The following is a 17,946-nucleotide window of genomic DNA, read 5'->3' on the forward strand; positions in this document are numbered from 1 at the left end:
GGTTGGGGGTGAAACGGGGTCGGTTGCCGTTCTGCGCCAAAAGTCTTCAGTCCGCTGTCTTGAGGCCGAGACCACGGAGCTTTTTGTACAGATAGGTGCGCTCCATGCCGATGGTTTCCGCCAGCCGGGTGACGCTGCCGTTGCAGCTGTTCAGCTTGTCCTCCAGAAACTTGGCCTCGAACTGGGCCCGGGCCGCCTTGAAGTCCACCGGCCAGTCGTCGTCCGGATCAAAAGGTCCGCGACCGTTGCCCGCGCCGTGGCTCGTGACCAGCATCTCCGGCGGCAGCATCTCCGGCAGGATGGTTTGACCGGGATACATGATGCACATCCGCTCCAGAAAGTTCTTCAGCTCACGGACATTGCCCGGCCAGGGGTAACGTTGCAGCGCGGTCATGGTCTCCGGGGGAAAACGCAGAGCCTTAAAGCCCTGGGTCCGGATCAGGCCGCCCATGAAATCGGCCAGGAGCAGCGGAATGTCCGCGACCCGCGCCCGCAGGGGCGGGACATACAGCGGAAACACCTTCAGCCGGTAGTAGAGATCCTCCCGAAACCGTCCGGCGCGAATCTCCTCGGGCAGGTTCTTGTTCGTGGCCGCGATCACCCGGACATCCACCTGGATGGTCTTCCGCCCTCCGACCCGTTCAAAACGCTGCTCCTGCAGGATGCGCAGAATCTTGGCCTGGGTCTTCAGGCTCATGTCCCCGATTTCGTCCAGGAACAAGGTGCCGCCGTGGGCCAACTCGAACTTGCCCACCTGAGCCCGATCCGCGCTGGTGAAGGCGCCTTTTTCATGACCGAACAGCTCACTTTCGATCAATTCCTCGGGAATGGCCGCGCAGTTCACCTCCACCAGGAGCTTGTTCACCCTGTGACTGAGCTGATGCAGGGACCGGGCTACGATTTCCTTGCCGGTGCCGTTCTCGCCGGTGATCAGCACCCAGGCCTCGGTGGGCGCGACCTGACGAACCTGCTGCTGCAACTGCTGGACCCGGGGCGTCTCCCCGGTCAATTCCTGGACCCGAGTGTCCCGGATCTGACTGCGCAGAACCATGTTTTCCTGGCGCAGTTCCTTGAATTCCACGGCCTTGGCCGTGGTCACCAGGACCTTTTCCAGGGAGAGCGGCTTTTCGATGAAGTCGAAAGCGCCTTTCTTGATGGCCATGACCGCGGTTTCAATATTGCCGTGGCCCGAGATCATGATCATCGGCAGATGCGGCAACGCCCCGTGAACCCGATCCAGCACCTCCAGGCCGTCCATGCCCGGCAACCAGATGTCCAGAAAGCACAGATCCGGGTCGGCTTCGGCAAGCACCTCCAGACCTTGTTCCCCGCTGGCCGCCTCCCGGACCTCGTGGCCCTCGTCCTCCAGGATGCCCCGCAACGTGGTGCGAATGTCCTCTTCGTCGTCAACTATGACGATCTGGGCCATGGCCGTCCTCACGGGGTAAAAGGAAAATCGGAAGAACCATCACGGACAGTAGCCTTCCTTACGGGCAAAATCCAGGGTCGTGCAGCGGCCCAACGCGCAGGCCGCGCGCAGATCGTCGCATCCTTGGGCCAGTTGACCGAGTTGCAGAAGGACCACCCCGCGGTTGTTCAGGGCCCCGTAATTGTCCGGTTCCAGGCGGATCACCCGGGTGTAATCGTCGATGGCCTGGGAATACTGCTCCAATTCCTGGTGCGCCAGGCCGCGTCCCAAAAGGGCCTGGGGATGATCGGGCTCCCGGCTCAAGGTCTGGGTAAAGTCGGCCACGGCCCGTTGATGATCCGCAGCCAAAGCGTACAACGAGGCTCGGTGAAAGTGAATCAGCGCATCTCCAGGGGCCAAGCGTAAGGCAGTGTTGAAATCGTCCAGGGCGGAACGCAGATCGCCCTGAGCGCCGTAGGTCAGCCCTCGCTCCATGTAGGCCGGAGCGGTGGGCTCAAGGCGAATGGCCCGCGTCAAATCGGTCAAAGCCGGGTCCAGCCGCCCCAGTTCCCGCAAACTCTTCCCTCGCCCAAACAGGGCTTCGGCGGACTCCGGCGCCAACGACGCGGCCACGTCGAAATCGGCCAGGGCCTGTTGGTGATTGTCCCGTTCCAGATACAGCCGCCCCCGGTACAGGCGGCCTTCCAGATGGTTCGGGGAGGCCCGCAACAACCGGCTCAGCTCCTCCAGAGCGCGGTTGAGGTCTCCGGCTTCCAGACGGGCCCGAGCCAGTCCGAACAAAGCCTCTTCATTCTCCGGAGCCAATTGGACCGCCTGCTCGTAATCAGCCGTGGACCTAGCCCAATTGCCCATCCGGGCGTAGGCTTCTCCGCGCAGCTTCAGGACCGTGGGATCGCCCGGGGCCAAGCGCAGGGCTTGGTCCAAGTCCACGATGGCCCGTGGGAAGGATCGATTGGACATGTGCCGCTGAGCCCGGGCGATGTACAGCGCGGCGTTATGCGGATCATCGCTGATGGCCTGGTCCAATTCGTCCAGGGTCATGTTTGCGGCCGCGTCCGGAATGGCCGTGAAGGCCCGGTCCACGACCGGCGGAGCCAGCAGGAAAAGGCAGGCTGCCAGGACAAGAAAGAGGGAACGAAAAGGAGGGCGAAAAAAGAGTAGCGAAGATGTACCTTGATGCATGGAAAAACTCAGGAGCGTTTCCGAGGGTTCGACAAAAGAAGAACTTGCCGTAGCGAGAGGAAAAATGCAAACCCGCGCGCCCCTCGGACAGGGCAGATTTGTTCTCGATCCTCACCCGCTATCTCAATCGGCATCGAAATCGAAATCGTGATCGAAATCGACGGAGTGGTGCACAGTGCTTTCCGATTTCGATCGCGATTTCGATAGCGATTTCGATTTTTGATGAGAACGGATTTGCCCTGGCCGCCCGGAAATATTACCGTACCAGAACCCCTTTCGGCGGCGTGAAATCAAACAGCGTGGGCTCCAAGTCCGGATCGAGACGCAGGTTGTGCAAGGTAACCTGGTTGATATTGCCGTAAAAATCCACGGCCAGGACCTGCTGCAACAAGAACGTTTCCGGATCGACCCGGATCGTGGCCTCCACCAGGCTGGGCTCCGGAACACGGGGCCGGAGACGGATCACCGTGGCGGCTGTATCCTCGGCCAAGTCCACCTCGGTCAGAAAATCGTCGTCCAGGCGGGCCTGCCCGGAGAGGATCTTCAGCACCGTGGCCGAACCGAGGACGTCCTCCACGGCGTAGCGATACGCGATTTCCTCGTCCTCGAAATAGTTCCAGACCACTTCGGAACCGACGATGAGCAGTTCCGGTTCCGGACTGACGGTTTCCCAACGGATCAGCCCGGGATGCCGGAAATACAGGACTCCCCGACGCTCCTCGCTCTCCCGGCTGGCGGCCACCGTCAGTTCCTGGGTAAACTCGGCCTGGAACGATTGGATGGATTCATACCGACGCTGAATTTTTTCAACGATCCCCTCCTCCGCTTGGGCCGCCGGGGCCGCGCCCACCGCACCCCAAAAAATGGCCGCCAGTCCGACAATCCCTACGAAAGCTCGAAAAAAATGGCCCATGACTCTCTCCCCTGATGTCGACTTCCGCTCCGAGCTCGGAGCGTTATCACTTCATCTCGCTCAAAAAAACCACGTCCTCTCCATCCTGCTCCTTGACGTACACGTCCACCTGTTCCTGCTGGGAGGTGTTCACCTTTTTCCCGACATAGTCCGCGTGGATGGGCAGTTCCCGGTGACCGCGGTCCACCAGGACCAGCAGTTCCACTCGTTTCGGACGTCCATAGTCCAAAATGGCTTCCAGAGCCGCGCGAATGGTTCGCCCCGTGAACAGGACATCGTCCACCAGGATGATTTCCCGGTCGTCCACGGGAAACGGGATCCAGGTTTTGTGAATCTGCGGCTGGCCGTCCAGATTGGTCCAGTCGTCGCGGTACAGATTGATGTCCAGACTGCCAAAGGGAATTTCCCGCCCAAAGCGCTGCTCCAGGACGGATTTCAGCCGCTTGGCCAGCTCCACTCCGCGGCGTTGAATCCCGACCAGGGCCAGGTTCGCGCCCTCGCCGTGCCGTTCGATGACCTCGTAGGCCAATCGTTCCATGGTCCTTCGGATTTCCTCGGCGTGCAGCAGGGTCTTTTTCTCAACTGGTGCGCCTTGTTTCGCTGTCCTCATAAGGAGCCTCCTTCATCGTCCATCCGCCAAACCAACTGACGGCTTTTATCCGTATTCAGCTTAGCACTACAGCGACACTTGGGTTGGTAAACATGACCTGGATGCCCGCCTTCGCGGGCATGACGAGCTGAATAAAGCAGACCTATTGAAGTCATTCCCGCGAAGGCGGGAATCCAGGTGCGCACTCACTTTCATCCTAGGCCTGACCTATTTGGGCAGATACAAAGTGTCGCTGTAGTGTTAGGGAGTTGGCTGATCCCAATTTACCATTCTTGCCGAGTTTTCTGCTCCACGAGAGTGGAAGAAGGCATGCAAAGCGGTGGGACAGGCATCTTGCCTGTCCGTGCAGGCAGGATGCCTGCGCCACCCTCTTCACAAACGGTCATTCAGTACCAGCCATAATCCCTTAAAATTCCGTCCATTCATGCCCACAGGCCTCGGCCACGGCCTTGTAGACCACCTTTCCGCGAACCACGTTCAAGCCCCGGCGCAGGGCCGGATCTTCCTGGCAGGCTCGGGGCCACCCCTTGTCCGCCAATTGCAGGGCGTAGCGCAGGGTCGCGTTGGTCAGGGATTCCGAGGCTGTCCGGGAATACGCCCCGGGCATGTTGGCCACGCAGTAAAGGTTGACGCCGTTGCCCACTCGAAAGCAAGGATTGTCGTGGGTGGTGGGCCGGGACAGTTCCGTGGACCCTCCCTGGTCGATGGCGATGTCCATGATCACCGAGCCGGGTTTCATGGCCTCGATGATTTGCCTGGTGATCAGCTTGGGCGCGGAAGCGCCGGGAATGAGCACGCAGCTGATGACCACGTCCGCCTTGACCACCTGGTCTTCGATATTCAGGGCGTTGGAGAACAGGGTTTTGATTTTCTGATCCAGATGGTGGTACAGTCGATAAATTTTGGCCATGTCCACGTCCAGGACCAGCACGTCAGCTCCCAGCCCCACGGCCATCTGAGCCGCGCCCGCGCCGGAGATGCCCGCGCCGATGATCACCACCCGGGCCGGCAACGTGCCGGTAACTCCGCCCAGAAACACGCCGCCGCCGCCGTTATAGTGGCAAAGCATTTCCGTGGCCTTGGTCACGGACATCCGCCCGGCGATCTCGGACATGGGCGCCAGCAGCGGCAGGCTTTTGTCCGGCAACTGCACGGTTTCATAGGCAATGGCCACGCAACCGGACCGGACCAGGGCGTCGGTTAAGGTCTTGTTCGCGGCCAAATGCAGATAGGTGAACAAAGTCAGGTCTTCGCGCAGGTACCTGTATTCCTGGCTGAGCGGCTCCTTGACCTTGATCACCAGTTCCTGGCTCCAGGCCTCTTCCGCGGTTCCCATCCGCGCCCCTTGGGAGACGTAGACGTCGTCCAGGGCCCCGCAGCCGTCTCCGGCCCCGGATTCCACAACCACCTCATGCCCGTGCTCCACCAGGGCCTTGACCCCGGAGGGAAACAACCCCACGCGGCGCTCCTGCGCCTTGATCTCCCTCGGTACTCCGATCCGCATATGGTTTCTCCTTGCAAGATGGCGTCCAAATGTATCGACGATCAGTACGCATCGAAATCGGTCTTGGGCGAAAAATTTTCAATGCATGGTCAGGGTGAGCTTTTTTCGATGTCGATTTCGATAGCGATTTCGATTGATTCCATGGTCGTTGTGAAAAGCCGGTTCACAACAGCGGAGAAAAATCGTACCGTACAAACCAAGCGACCGCGAGTTTTCGTGTCCCGCCCCACGCCCCCCTCTACCATCAAACCCGGAAGCGCCATGAACACTCCCCAGTCCAACGTCCATGCCCGGCACCCTAGTCAGCCCGAAACCCGCCGCAAATCCGAATACGCCGTTCAGGGCATGACCTGCGCGGCCTGTGTGCGTCGCGTGGAAAATGCCGCTTCCGGGGTGGCAGGGGTCCGTTCCGTCTCCGTGAACCTGGCCACCGAAACCATGTCCGTGGAGTGGGACCCGAACGCTTCACGTTCCGAGGACCGTGAGGACCGCCTGCTTCAGGCCGTCCGGGATGCGGGATACGACCTGCGCGCTGACGCCGAGACCGACGCGTCCGCCGACCTTTCGGGCGGTCAGGTGGAGCTGGGTATTCGGGGCATGACCTGCGCGGCCTGCGTGCGTCGCGTGGAGCAGGCCATTGCCGGATTGGAAGGCGTGGATTCGGCCGAGGTCAATCTCGCATCTGAAACGGCTCAGGTACGCTTCCAACCCGAAAAGGTCAATCTTCCGGCCATTCTGGAGGCCGTCCGTGACGCGGGGTACGAGGCCTTTACCCAAGACTCCGGGCAGGGAGGGCCGCGGGAATCGCTGATGGACGCGCAGCGCCGGGAAATGCTCAAGCGGCTGGCAACCCTGCGTTCCAAGCTGATCCTGGCCATGGCCTTCGCCGTCCCGATCTTCATCATTTCCATGGGTGAAATGGTCGGCCTGCCCATGCCGGGGTTGCTCAGCCCGCACCATTCTCCGCTGACCTTCGCCCTGGCCCAGTTTCTGCTCACCCTGCCCGTGGTCTGGGCCGGTCGGGAATTTTACCTGCGCGGCTTTCCCAACCTCTGGAAGCGGGCCCCGAACATGGATTCCCTGATCGCCGTGGGCACCGGCGCGGCGGTGGTCTACAGCACCTGGAACCTTCTGGAGATCGCCCTGGGACACGAACCCATGGCCAGGGCCATGGACCTGTACTTCGAATCCGCGGCCGTGATCATCGCCCTGGTCACGCTGGGCAAGTACCTGGAAAACCGCTCCAAGGTGCGCACCTCGGATGCCATCCGGCAACTCATGGCCCTCACGCCGAGCACAGCCACCCGAGTTCGTGACGGCCGGCGGGAAAGCATTCCCGTGGAACGGATCCAGCCCCAGGACCTGCTCCTGGTCAAACCCGGGGAGCGTATTCCCGTGGACGGCAAGCTCACCGAGGGCCAGACCAGCGTGGACGAGTCCATGCTCACCGGGGAAAGCTTGCCCGTGTCCAAAAAGGAGGGCGATCCGCTGATCGGCGGCACCCTGAACGCCCACGGCTCCATCTACATGGTCGCCGAGCGGGTCGGCCGGGACACGGTCCTGGCCAGGATCATCCGATTGGTCCAGGAAGCCCAAGGCTCCAAGGCCCCCATCGCCAGCATGGTGGACCGCCTCAGCCTGTACTTCGTGCCCATCGTGATCTGCGTGGCCGTGCTCTCCGGCCTGGGCTGGTATTTTTTGGCCGGGGAAGCCTTCACCTTCGCCCTGCGAATCTTCATCGCGGTGCTGGTCATCGCCTGTCCCTGCGCCATGGGGCTGGCCACGCCCACGGCGATCATGGTCGGTACCGGACGCGGAGCCCAGCTCGGCGTGCTGATCAAGGGCGGGGAAGCTCTGGAAATGGCCCGCGGCGTAAAGACCGTGGTCCTGGACAAGACCGGCACTCTGACCGAAGGCCGCCCGGCAGTGACCGACATCCTCATCCTGTCCGGCCAGGCCCTGTCTGAAAACGAGCTGCTGCGTCTGGCCGCCGGAGCTGAAGCCCGCTCCGAACACCCCCTGGCCGCGGCTATTGTCCAGTCGGCCCGTGAACGCGGCCTGGAAGAGCCTCGGGCCGATGACTTCGCCTATATTCCCGGACAGGGTATCCGGGCCCGGGTGGAAGGCCGTGTTGTGCTCCTGGGCAACAGTCGGCTCCTGGAGACCGACCAGGTTCAAGGTTGGGACTCCGCACAACTTCGGGAGATGCGCGACAAGCTGTCCGGTCAGGGCAAGACGCCCCTGCTCATGGCCGTGGACGGTGTCGCGGCCGGAATTCTGGCCGTGGCCGACCGGATCAAGCCCGAGGCCGGGGAAGTGGTCGCCAAGCTGAAGGGCATGGGCCTGCGGGTGGTCATGCTCACCGGCGACAACCTACGCACAGCCCAGGCCGTGGCGGCCCAGGCCGGAATCGACGACGTCCGGGCCGAGGTCCTGCCGGAGAACAAGGCTGAAACCGTGGCTGAACTCCAAGCACAGGGGATCAAGGTGGCCATGGTCGGAGACGGGATCAACGACGCTCCGGCCCTGGCCAAGGCCGATCTGGGCGTCGCCATGGGCACGGGCATCGACGTGGCCATGGAATCCGGGGACATGGTCCTGATGAGCGGCAATCTGCACGGCCTGACCACCGCCCTGACCCTCAGCCGGGCCGTTGTTCGGAACATCAAGCAGAACCTGTTCTGGGCCTTCGCCTACAACGTCATGGGCATCCCCATCGCCGCCGGCCTGCTCTACGCCTTCGGCGGCCCGACCCTCAGCCCGATGATCGCCGGAGCGGCCATGGCCATGAGTTCGGTTTCCGTGGTCACCAACGCCCTGCGTCTGCGTCTTTTTCAGCCGTCCTGATCCCTGCCGGGACCCTTGGAATTTGACAAAACGTGTTCACGTATTTAATTATGGTGGACTTGACGAACTATTTCACTTGGAGGTTACAATGTTTGAATTGACACCGTCCGCGAAGCAGCAGCTGGACAGCTATTTTCAGGGCAAGGACAGCTCGCCCATCCGCGTGTACATGGCCCCCGGCTGAGGCGGTCCGAAACTTGCTCTTGCTCTGGATGAGCAGAGGGATTCCGACAGTGTGCACGCGATCGAAGGCTACACTTTTGTCGTCGATCAAGATTTGATCAAGAATGCCGGCGGCATCAAGGTCGACATGACCCCTTACGGGTTCGCCGTCAGCTCGACCGTGAGCATGGGCGGCGGAGGCGGAGGCTGCTCAGGTAGTTGTTCTTCCTGCTAGCAGTGCCTTCGGGCCGCGAGGCCCTGGCAACGACTCACGACAACGCGGGTGGAGCCTTTCGGCTCCACCCGCGTTCACTTTTCCCCCCAAGGTGTGTTGGCGTCTTCATCGAAATCGAAATCGAAATCGCGATCGAAATCGAAACCTCATCCATGAAGATGACGTCATCACAGGGTGATGAACAGTATTTTCCGATTTCGATTTCGATTCCGATTTCGATTTCGATTCCGATTTCGATTTCGATTCCGATTTCGATTTCGATCGCGATTTGGATTTTGATAAGAACGAATCCCCCCCCCTGTTGATCTTCCGCCCTTCCTTGACAGCGGCGTATCCAGTCCATAGGTTATTTTGTTTTTTACATCTTTATTTCACGGAAAGGAGAGCAATTCATGGCTTACGATATCCGATTGGTGAAGCTGATCACCGGCGACCTGGCCCTTGGCAAGTGGGAGGAAAGCGAACACAAAATCAAGGACATCGCCGTCATCCAGACCATGCCCACCCAGAGCGGCGGCGTCCAGATGATGCTCCTGCCCTTCGGCTACCCCTTTGAGAACGAGATCACCGGCGAAATTTCCATGGACCACATCATTTACGTCTACAAGACCTTCCCGGACGAGCTGAAAACCAAATACATGGAAGCCAGCAGCAACCTGACCCTGTCCTCTCCCGGCGACCTGCAACGCCTGAAGAACATGGGCGGTCCCGGTGGAGCTCCCGGCGGGAAAGGCATTTCCCTGATCAAATAGCGTCCCTTCCGGCTTCGGACCCCTTCTTCGACAAAGGGCGGCGGTGCTCCATATCCCGCCGCCCTTTGTTCGTTCATGAGACCCACCCCATGCGAGACCTGCTCCCCCTGCTTCCCCGCCCCAGCCAGTACCTGGGCACCGAGCCCAATGCCGTGCACAAGGACCCTTCCCGCGTGCGGGTGCGCGCGGCCCTGGCCTTTCCGGACCTGTACGAGGTGGGCATGTCCTACCTGGGCGGGCGCATCCTTTACCATGCGGTGAACGCTCATCCGGAGTTCTGGGCCGAACGGGCCTTTGCCCCGCCTCTGGAAGCGGCCCATATCCTGCGGGACTCGGGAACGCCTTTGAGCACCCTGGAATCCGGCACCCCCCTGCGGGACATGGACGTCCTCGCCTTCAGCCTGACCCACGAGTTGTGCTATACCAACGTTCTGTACATGCTGGACCTGGCAGGCATCCCGTTTCGCTCCCAGGACCGGGACGAGAGTCATCCCCTGATCCTCGGCGGCGGCGGAGTTGTTTTCAACGCCGAACCCATGGCTCCGTTTTTCGACCTGTTCCTGGCCGGGGACGGGGAAGAGGCCCTGCCGGAAATCCTGGCTCTGATCGACCGTTGCAAGACCCAAGGCCTCTCCAAGGCCGAATTTCTTCAGGCGGCCCGGGACGTCACCGGCTGCTACGTGCCGTCGTTTTTCGCTCCCGGACCTGAAGACGTCGCAAGCACTCCCGCTGCGCTCCGGCCCCTTTACGCCGACTACGCCCAGGTGGAGAAACGCATCCTGCCGGACCTGAGCGCCGCGGACTTTCCCACGAACCAGGTTGTTCCCTTCGGGCCGGTGGTCCATGACCGTCTGAGCATCGAGATCGCCCGGGGCTGCACCCGGGGCTGTCGATTCTGCCAAGCCGGGATGATTTATCGTCCGGTCCGGGAACGCCGCCTGGACGAGTTGGACCGGATCATCCAGCAGGCCCTTGGACGGACCGGGTTCGACGAGCTCTCCTTTCTCTCCCTGAGCACCGGGGACTTTTCCTGCCTGGACGCCCTGTTTCAGCGCAGCCATGCCCGGTGCCGGGATCGGCAGGTCTCGGTCTCCCTGCCCTCGCTCCGGGTGGGCTCGGTCAGCGGCCAGGTCATGGACATGATCGCCGGGATCCGCCGCACCGGCATCACCCTGGCCCCGGAAGCCGGGAGTCAGCGCCTGCGGGACGTGATCAACAAAAACATCACCGAACAGGCCCTGCTGGACCATACCCGCGAACTCTTCGCCCGGGGCTGGTCCGCGGTGAAGCTCTACTTCATGATCGGCCTGCCCACGGAAACGGACGAGGATTTACAGGCCATCGTGAACCTCTGCCTGAAAGTGGCGGCCACGGCCGGGGAGCGGGCCAAGCGCTTGCAAATCACGGCCTCCATCTCTCCCTTCGTGCCCAAGCCCCAGACCCCGTTCCAGTGGGAGGAGCAGCTCTCCTTCGAGGAAACCCGGCGGCGTCTGAATCGGCTCAGGGACCTCTTTCGTCCGCACAAGCGGCTGGTGATGCGCTGGCATATGCCGGAAATGAGTTACCTGGAGGGCGTCTTTTCCCGCGGGGACCGAGCTCTGGCAAACGTGGTGGAACGGGCTTTCGCCAAGGGTGCGCTCTTTTCCAGTTGGGCCGATTCCCTGAGCCTGGAGTCCTGGCTGGAGGCCATGCGGGAATGCGGCCTGGACCCGGACTGGTATCTGCGGGCCAGAGACCCGGAGCAGCCGCTGCCCTGGGACCACGTTTCCAGCGGTATCCGCCGCTCCTTTCTGCTGCGGGAGCGCCGCCTGGCCCTGGAGGGCCGAACCACGCCGGACTGCCGCAACGGCAAATGCCTGGGCTGCGGCGTCTGCACTACGACCAAGGTCAAGACCGCGCTGCGCCGCCAGACCGGCCTGGACATTCGGCCTCGGGTGAATCAGGACGAGCACGCCGAAAGCTTGGCCCCGTGGCTGGGGAATGGAAAGGATGGGGGAGATGGGACGGATGCGGAGGACGGCCGGAGCCGGTTGGTTCCGGCCCGGCAGCCCGAGGAGGACGTGGGCCGGACACCAGAGCAAGTCCCTGAAGACCTGGGGGCCAAAGCCAACGCCCTGCGCATCGCCTACCGCAAGCTCGGCCCGGCGGTGTATTTCAGTCAACTGGAACTGACCCGGCTTTTCGAGCGCTGCATGCGCCGGGCCGGGGTGGCCATGAGCTTCTCTCAGGGCTTCCATCCCATGCCCCGGATGTCCTTTGGCCGGGCTCTGCCCGTGGGCGTGGGCAGTGTTCGCGAGGAAATGGTCGTGGTGCTGCGCGCACCCATGACCGCCGCCGAACTGTGCGCCCGGCTGGCTCCGGAAGTGCCCAAGGGGCTGGAGATTCGCGGCGTGGAGGACGCTCCGCTCAAAGGCCGGGCCGACCAGCCGGCTTTTGAGGAATACCTGCTCCACCTCCTGGACCGCGAATCATCCTCAAGGGCTGAAGCAACGGCCATATGGCGGTCGTTCCTCTCCGCTGACCAGTTCCCCTTTGCCAAGAAGACCAAGCGCGGCTCACGAGAAATCAACCTCCGAGCCCTGTTCCGGTCCATTCGCTTCCTGGGCGAAAACCGTCTCCGGCTGCTCTTCGACTTCCGGGAAGACTACCTCAACCCCTGGGCCGCCATCACCGCCGTGACCCCGGAACTCTCCTTCCAGACCGCCCGACTGACCAAGATCCAGGGGTTGACCGTCGAGCCTTGAAAAATCCCTAATACCATTTCCAATTCAAAGCTTCTCTTTCGGTATCGGTATCGGTATCGGCATCGGGGTCGAATTAGGATTATTGGCGAACAAACAGTATCTATCCCGATCCCGATCCCGATCCCGATACCGACGCCGATCCCGATAACTGCATTTTCTCAAGCGAATAACGCATTGCCGAAGTAGAATTGGTATAACTATAACTATGCCTCCCTGATTTTGTCTTGCGAAAGCGTGAAGAAAAAGGTCGAGCCGAGACCAGGCGCGCTTTCAGCCCAGATCCGGCCGCCGTGCCGCTCCACGAATTCCTTGCAGAGCAACAGCCCGAGACCGCTGCCGCTCTCTCCTTCGGTTCCGCGGTTTCTCGTCTTTCTGGTCATGGAAAAAATGCCTTCCATGGTTTCCCGGTCCATGCCCACACCGGAATCTTGAACAGCGACGGTGACGTCGGCATTCGCTTCCACCGCGCGGATGTTCACCGTTCCCCCACGCTCCGTGAACTTGAGGGCATTGGAGAGCAGGTTGCGGATCACCGTGTTGAGCATGGCCTGGTCCGCGGAAACGACCAACTTCGAGGCCACCGTGTTGCTCAGGACGACCTCTTTTTGGATGGCCCACGGACGGAGAAGCCCTATGTTGGCGGCGATCACCTCGCGCAAAACGCACGGGACCGGCTCGAATGCCGTCAACCCTCGCTGCATCCGTGACCAGTCCAACAAATTCTCCAGCAACGCGAAAAGATCGCCCACGGTCTTGCCCATGATCTTCGCGATATTCCGCAGCTCTTTCGGGGACAGACCGCCGTCGTCCCGGCCCATCATCTCGGCCAATCCCAGCAGGCCGGACAAGGGAGACCTGAGATCATGGGCGATGATGGAGAAAAATTTATCCTTGTCCGCCAGAAGAGCCTTCAATTCCTCTCGGCTCTTTTCCAAGGCCTGCTCGACTCGACGCTGTTCGCTGACGTCCTGAAAGATGCAGTGCGTTCTCTGGAACCGGCCCTGGGCGTCTTTTTGGATCTTGCCGTTGAAAAAGACGAGAATGGTCGAGCCGTCCTTCTTGACCATCTCGAATTCAACCCCGAGGATTTCGCCGATAGCCTTGAATTTTGGAAAATTGGTTTTGAAGTGATCGACCCAGTCCGGATGCAGGACGTCTCCGAAGTTTTTCCCGATCAGCTCCTCGCGGGAATAGCCGAGGACATGCAGGAAGGATTGGTTGACGTCCAGGAAGTTGCCCTTCTCGTCCAAGGACTGGTAGGGCATGGGAGCGTTCTGGAACAACAGCCGGAAGCGTTCCTCGCTTTCCAGCCGCGCTTGTTCGGCCAGCTTGCGCTGGGAGATGTCCGTGGAGAAGCCTTGGTAGCGAACGGCGCCCGAATTTGGGTCCACGATGATCCGGGCATTCAAGGAGACCCAGAACATGGAGCCGTCGCGGCGCAGCCGACGGCTTTCATAATTGAGCACCTCGCCGTTTTGTTCGAGAAGGCGCAGAAGCAGTTCACGGTCCGCCGGATCGACGTACACCTGGGTCGCGATATCCCGGATCAACGTCAGCATCTCTTCCGGACTCTCGTAGCCGTACATCCGGGCCATGGCCGGGTTGAGCGAAACGTACCGGCCCTCGGGCACGGAGGTGAAAATGCCGATAGGGGCGTGCATCAGGGTGTCATGGCACTCCTGAAGTCCGATCCGACAAGCTCCACCTTCGGCCTGCATCGTCGTAACGAACGACTCCGTGACCTTCACTCTTCCTCCTCCGACGAACCCCCCGACTCCATGAAACGCCGTGCCGATTCGGCTTCCTATTCCAGGCGTCGCAAAAGATCCCAGAGGCTGGTAATATCCTGCAGCGCCCCTTCCACCCGCACGATAACTCCGGATTCGTCACGCACCGCTTCGCCCCTCGTACGAATCCAGATCCGCTGTCCTTGCCTGGTCACAAACTCCATCATTTCGTCAAAGGACGTTCCTTCCCGGACGCACTTGCCGAATGTCTCCGCGATCTTTTCCCGCCAGACGCCGGGATAGAAATCCATGGCCTCTTCCACGGTGGGGGCGTAGCCTTCGGGCATGCCGTGGATCGCGGCGGCCTGTCCGGAGAGAGTGACCTTGTTCGTCGCCAAGTCCACGGACCATGCGCCGAACCGGGCGACCCGCTCCGCCGCGGACATGAGTAACCGATTATCCAGCAGCTTCCGCTCCATCGCGACCTTTTCGGTGATGTCCCGCCCCGTGCCGAAGATATAGCCCTCAAGATGCTGGCAATGCCACTCGATGGTCCTCCATTCGCTATTGCGTGCGCGGTATCGCTCAATGAAGGAAAAGATATGCTTTTTTTCAGGGAGTTCCATGAAGAGCCGCTTTACGGACTCCACATCCTCAGGATGAAGAAAGTTCAAGTACCGCAATCCCATGAAGTCATCCGGCGGCCACCCGAGAATCCGTTCCCAGGCTTGGTTCAGCCTGATGATTGAACCATCCTCTGTGCAGACGATCATGAGATCCAGCGACTCCATGAAAAAAGCGTCCAGCTCGCGGGTTTTGCGTTCAAGAGCCGCTTCCGCGTTCTTCAGCTCCGTGAGGTTGATAAGCATGATCAAGGCCTCCTTGTACTGGCCTTGGTCAGTGAAGATGGGCGACGCGGAAATCAGAACCCAAATCTCTCGTCCGGTCTCGTGAATCAACCTTGTGGTGTAGCGGATGTCCTTTCCGGAACGGAGATTGGCAATTTCAGCATGCGTACGCTCCAATTCCTCCGGATGAAGGTGATCGAGGGCCTTGGTCCCGACCAGGTCTTCAACGCCGTGGCCCACCAACTCGCCGATCTTCGCGTTGCCAAAGGTGATCCGCTGTTCCGCGTCAACAAGAACAATGCCTTCGTTGGCCGTTTCCAACATCTGCTGCAGCAAACGCTCGCGCGCTCCGAGACGTTCATGAATCTCCATGAAATAGGTCAGATCATGGACCGTGACCACTACGCCGGCCACGTCTCCGTTCTTCCGGCAGGGAGTAAAAATCACGTGAACGTATCTGCGCCTGCCGCCCCTGTAGATTCGCCACTCGTGAAAGGAGCCCTGCTCTTCACCGGCAAGCGCTTTTTCGGCTCTGGACCGCATCGCGCCCCCAAAGTCCTCCCTGCCCCAATAGTCGATCAGGTATTCGGACCATTGCCTGCCCTCGATTTCATCGGCGGAAAGCCCCGCCAGTTTTTCATATTGTCTGTTGACCGCGATGATTACCCCATCGGCGTCGATAAACGCCTGGGCGTCGTGGGAGCTATCCACCATCTGTTCGAAGATGCGCAGTCCTTTCTCGGCCTGTCTCCGTTGCTCGGCCTCCAGCTTGAACTTGCCCGCTACCTCGGAAATATCCTGGTTTTTTTGGAGCACATATGCTTCCAGCTCGCCCTGGCGCAGCGTGACCGTCTGATTCAAGGCCACGCAATCCGTGACGTCCTGAACGACCAGTTGCGGTATCGGCGGGTCTTGCAGGCTTGGCCGGAACGTGTCCGGATTGAGCATCAACGTGCGCTCCTGGTCATGCCTGGTCACGATCTCGACCAGCATGCCGGAATCCGCTTGCCCATGACGCGTCGCCTCCAGAAAGCGAGCTACGGCTTCTTGCCGGGACGGACGGACATGCTTCAGGAATCGTTTGACCGTGGGGCTGACGGAAAAAGGCGCGTATCCGAGCAAGGCGTACAAAGACTCGGACCAGAACGGCTTCAGGCTCGGCCCGCCCAGAGCCCAGGTCGCCAAGCGGATCGCGAAACACGGCTTTGCATAAGAGTTGGATGTCGGGACCTGAAAGGAGGCGTCCAAAGTTTTGGTGGGCGAGGGAATCTGCTCGAAATGCAGGAAAAAATCCAAAGGCGTCGTGCCCAAGGTCTGGGCAAGGTTCGGAATGAGCGGAAAGGATGGAACGGCCTCACCTCGCTCGATCCGCCCGATATGCTTGACGCTCAGCCCGACCTTCCCGGCCAGTTCCGCCTGGGTCATGCCTTTCAGCAGACGAAGGTATCTCACGCGGCTGCCGAACGAATGCGCCAACCTCTCGACGTTGTTCATCTCGTCTCCCGCCTCGCCATCCGCGACTCTGAAAGAACGGATTCGGCGAACTGTTCCAATATACGCGCTTCACGCACCCGCTTCGCCTTGCTTTTGAACATGCCCAGCATACCGCTCAGGGAGGGGGGTAGCACGAAGAGATCATCATGCGGTTCCCTGGGCTTTTCCCGCAGGGCGCGCAAGCAAAAGACAGCGACAACCGCAATCCATGATCAAAGTGTCCACCCGGCGCATTGGAATACCTGAGATACATTTTTTCCGATTCTTCGTGATTCCTACCAAATAACAAATCACAATGAAACAACCTGAAATGTCCTTTTTCAAAGGATTTCTGATTGGCGCAATATGTATCAAACTGCCGATGGCAGAATCCAAACAAGATTCCGCGTGGACACAAACACGCTCAGGCGGGGGCTACCGTTGGAATTCCAGGCAAAGGCAGGAAGACCTTCAAGCAGATCCGATGACATCGGGCGAAGGTTGCGCTTTTTGCCGACTTCCGGCTTGACAGACTTCACCCTCTCCGCTTATAGGCTTCCTCTTTCAGTTCTGAACGAGGAGACGGAGCGCATGAAGACATATTCCCCGACAGCGGCGGAGCTGAACCGCGAATGGTACGTGGTCGACGCCGAAGACAAGATTTTGGGCCGCCTGGCGAGCACCATCGCCATGCGCCTGCGTGGAAAACATAAGCCTGAATTCGTCCCGCATATGGACAACGGTGATTTTATCGTCGTGGTCAATGCTGAGAAGGTCAAGGTTACGGGCGCAAAGCTGGATCAGAAGATGTACAATCGCCATTCCGGCTACATGGGCGGCCTGAAGCAGACCAAGCTGCGGACCATGCTCCAGAAAAAACCCGAGCACGTCCTGCAGCACGCGGTCAAGGGCATGCTGCCCAAGAATCGTCTGGGGCGCGCGTTGCTGAAAAAGCTGAAGGTATACCCCGGCACCGAGCATCCCCATGCGGCACAACAGCCGAAACAATTGGATTTTTAAGAGAGGTCGCGCATGAGCAGTGAATTCTTCTACGGAACCGGACGCCGGAAATCCGCCGTTGCCAGGACCCGCATCTATCCCGGAAGCGGACAAATCTTGGTGAACAATCGGCCCTTTGACGAATACTTTCCCCGGGCCACTCTGCGGATGATCGTGCGCCAGCCCTTGAACCTGACCAAAACCCTGGGCAAATTCGACATCAAGGCCACCGTGGACGGCGGCGGCGTTGCCGGACAGGCCGAGGCCCTGCGCCACGGCATTTCCCGCGCCCTGCTGGCCTTTGACTTAGAACTGCGGCCGACCCTGAAGCGCGCCGGCCTGCTGACCCGGGACGCCCGGATCAAGGAACGCAAAAAATACGGCCTGCGTTCCGCCCGAGCCCGGTTCCAGTACTCCAAGCGGTAATATCCGCCCTTTTCGACATTGCTTTTCAGGCGGATCTCTCCAGAGAGGTCCGCCTTTTTTGTTTTCTGCCTGTAACTACTCAGTACATTTTGTGT

14 protein-coding genes are annotated in these 17,946 nt (G+C 60.4%); 6 read left to right on the forward strand and 8 right to left on the reverse strand.

Annotated elements, in window-relative coordinates; all coding sequences use genetic code 11:
* Window positions 1-46: 46 nt before the first annotated feature.
* From DESLA_RS0110925 to ald, 5 genes are all read right to left on the reverse strand, one after another.
* Window positions 47-1,429, reverse strand: a complete 1,383-nt coding sequence (locus tag DESLA_RS0110925; protein ID WP_035261718.1) for a sigma-54-dependent transcriptional regulator — start codon at window positions 1,427-1,429, stop codon at window positions 47-49.
* A gap of 39 nt (window positions 1,430-1,468) precedes the next feature.
* Window positions 1,469-2,611, reverse strand: coding sequence for a tetratricopeptide repeat protein (locus tag DESLA_RS0110930; RefSeq protein WP_028572469.1), 1,143 nt, complete (start codon window positions 2,609-2,611; stop codon window positions 1,469-1,471).
* A 256-nt stretch (window positions 2,612-2,867) separates the two neighbouring features.
* Window positions 2,868-3,524: an outer membrane lipoprotein periplasmic chaperone LolA gene (gene lolA / locus DESLA_RS0110935; protein ID WP_028572470.1), complete on the reverse strand. Its 657-nt coding sequence runs from the start codon at window positions 3,522-3,524 to the stop codon at window positions 2,868-2,870.
* A gap of 46 nt (window positions 3,525-3,570) precedes the next feature.
* Complete coding sequence (gene pyrR, locus DESLA_RS0110940) at window positions 3,571-4,134, reverse strand: bifunctional pyr operon transcriptional regulator/uracil phosphoribosyltransferase PyrR (RefSeq protein WP_035261721.1); 564 nt, start codon at window positions 4,132-4,134, stop codon at window positions 3,571-3,573.
* A gap of 406 nt (window positions 4,135-4,540) precedes the next feature.
* Window positions 4,541-5,638, reverse strand: a complete 1,098-nt coding sequence (gene ald / locus DESLA_RS0110945; RefSeq protein WP_028572472.1) for an alanine dehydrogenase — start codon at window positions 5,636-5,638, stop codon at window positions 4,541-4,543.
* Window positions 5,639-5,899: 261 nt separating this feature from the next.
* On the opposite strand from ald, the gene DESLA_RS20070 reads away from it, so the two are divergent.
* Together DESLA_RS20070 and DESLA_RS23325 are read left to right on the forward strand one after the other, a co-directional pair.
* Window positions 5,900-8,485, forward strand: coding sequence for a heavy metal translocating P-type ATPase (locus DESLA_RS20070; RefSeq protein WP_084032022.1), 2,586 nt, complete (start codon window positions 5,900-5,902; stop codon window positions 8,483-8,485).
* An 88-nt stretch (window positions 8,486-8,573) separates the two neighbouring features.
* Window positions 8,574-8,882 (forward strand): IscA/HesB family protein, encoded by a 309-nt coding sequence (locus DESLA_RS23325; RefSeq protein ID WP_084032023.1) that lies wholly within the window; start codon window positions 8,574-8,576, stop codon window positions 8,880-8,882.
* Between the two features lie 34 nt (window positions 8,883-8,916).
* On the opposite strand, the gene DESLA_RS22915 is transcribed toward DESLA_RS23325, so the two are convergent.
* Window positions 8,917-9,225, reverse strand: coding sequence for a hypothetical protein (locus DESLA_RS22915; protein ID WP_028572474.1), 309 nt, complete (start codon window positions 9,223-9,225; stop codon window positions 8,917-8,919).
* 49 nt (window positions 9,226-9,274) lie between these two features.
* Between DESLA_RS22915 and DESLA_RS20080 the strand changes: the two genes are divergently transcribed.
* Both DESLA_RS20080 and DESLA_RS0110975 read left to right on the forward strand, forming a co-directional pair.
* Window positions 9,275-9,634, forward strand: coding sequence for a hypothetical protein (locus DESLA_RS20080; RefSeq protein ID WP_035261724.1), 360 nt, complete (start codon window positions 9,275-9,277; stop codon window positions 9,632-9,634).
* Window positions 9,635-9,723: 89 nt separating this feature from the next.
* The gene (locus tag DESLA_RS0110975) at window positions 9,724-12,378 is read left to right on the forward strand and encodes a TIGR03960 family B12-binding radical SAM protein (protein ID WP_028572475.1); all 2,655 of its coding nucleotides are present in this window, start codon (window positions 9,724-9,726) and stop codon (window positions 12,376-12,378) included.
* A gap of 203 nt (window positions 12,379-12,581) precedes the next feature.
* On the opposite strand, the gene DESLA_RS0110980 is transcribed toward DESLA_RS0110975, so the two are convergent.
* Window positions 12,582-14,126, reverse strand: coding sequence for a sensor histidine kinase (locus DESLA_RS0110980; RefSeq protein ID WP_156932936.1), 1,545 nt, complete (start codon window positions 14,124-14,126; stop codon window positions 12,582-12,584).
* Between the two features lie 56 nt (window positions 14,127-14,182).
* Window positions 14,183-16,405 (reverse strand): PAS domain S-box protein, encoded by a 2,223-nt coding sequence (locus tag DESLA_RS21785; RefSeq protein WP_211239051.1) that lies wholly within the window; start codon window positions 16,403-16,405, stop codon window positions 14,183-14,185.
* Window positions 16,406-17,017: 612 nt separating this feature from the next.
* Here DESLA_RS21785 and rplM point away from each other — a divergent pair.
* Window positions 17,018-17,446, forward strand: coding sequence for a 50S ribosomal protein L13 (gene rplM, locus DESLA_RS0110995; RefSeq protein WP_028572479.1), 429 nt, complete (start codon window positions 17,018-17,020; stop codon window positions 17,444-17,446).
* Between the two features lie 12 nt (window positions 17,447-17,458).
* Window positions 17,459-17,851 (forward strand): 30S ribosomal protein S9, encoded by a 393-nt coding sequence (gene rpsI / locus DESLA_RS0111000; protein WP_028572480.1) that lies wholly within the window; start codon window positions 17,459-17,461, stop codon window positions 17,849-17,851.
* The last annotated feature ends 95 nt before the right edge of the window (window positions 17,852-17,946 follow it).

The organism is Desulfonatronum lacustre DSM 10312 (assembly GCF_000519265.1).
GTDB lineage: Bacteria > Desulfobacterota > Desulfovibrionia > Desulfovibrionales > Desulfonatronaceae > Desulfonatronum > Desulfonatronum lacustre.

Excerpts from the sequence above, each read along its gene's own strand:
- DESLA_RS0110925 (WP_035261718.1), bottom strand. The coding sequence starts at position 1,429 with ATGGCCCAGATCGTCATAGTTGACGACGAAGAGGACATTCGCACCACG.
- DESLA_RS0110930 (WP_028572469.1), bottom strand. The coding sequence starts at position 2,611 with ATGCATCAAGGTACATCTTCGCTACTCTTTTTTCGCCCTCCTTTTCGT.
- lolA (WP_028572470.1), bottom strand. The coding sequence starts at position 3,524 with ATGGGCCATTTTTTTCGAGCTTTCGTAGGGATTGTCGGACTGGCGGCC.
- pyrR (WP_035261721.1), bottom strand. The coding sequence starts at position 4,134 with ATGAGGACAGCGAAACAAGGCGCACCAGTTGAGAAAAAGACCCTGCTG.
- ald (WP_028572472.1), bottom strand. The coding sequence starts at position 5,638 with ATGCGGATCGGAGTACCGAGGGAGATCAAGGCGCAGGAGCGCCGCGTG.
- DESLA_RS20070 (WP_084032022.1), top strand. The coding sequence starts at position 5,900 with ATGAACACTCCCCAGTCCAACGTCCATGCCCGGCACCCTAGTCAGCCC.
- DESLA_RS22915 (WP_028572474.1), bottom strand. The coding sequence starts at position 9,225 with ATGGACTGGATACGCCGCTGTCAAGGAAGGGCGGAAGATCAACAGGGG.
- DESLA_RS20080 (WP_035261724.1), top strand. The coding sequence starts at position 9,275 with ATGGCTTACGATATCCGATTGGTGAAGCTGATCACCGGCGACCTGGCC.
- DESLA_RS0110975 (WP_028572475.1), top strand. The coding sequence starts at position 9,724 with ATGCGAGACCTGCTCCCCCTGCTTCCCCGCCCCAGCCAGTACCTGGGC.
- rplM (WP_028572479.1), top strand. The coding sequence starts at position 17,018 with ATGAAGACATATTCCCCGACAGCGGCGGAGCTGAACCGCGAATGGTAC.
- rpsI (WP_028572480.1), top strand. The coding sequence starts at position 17,459 with ATGAGCAGTGAATTCTTCTACGGAACCGGACGCCGGAAATCCGCCGTT.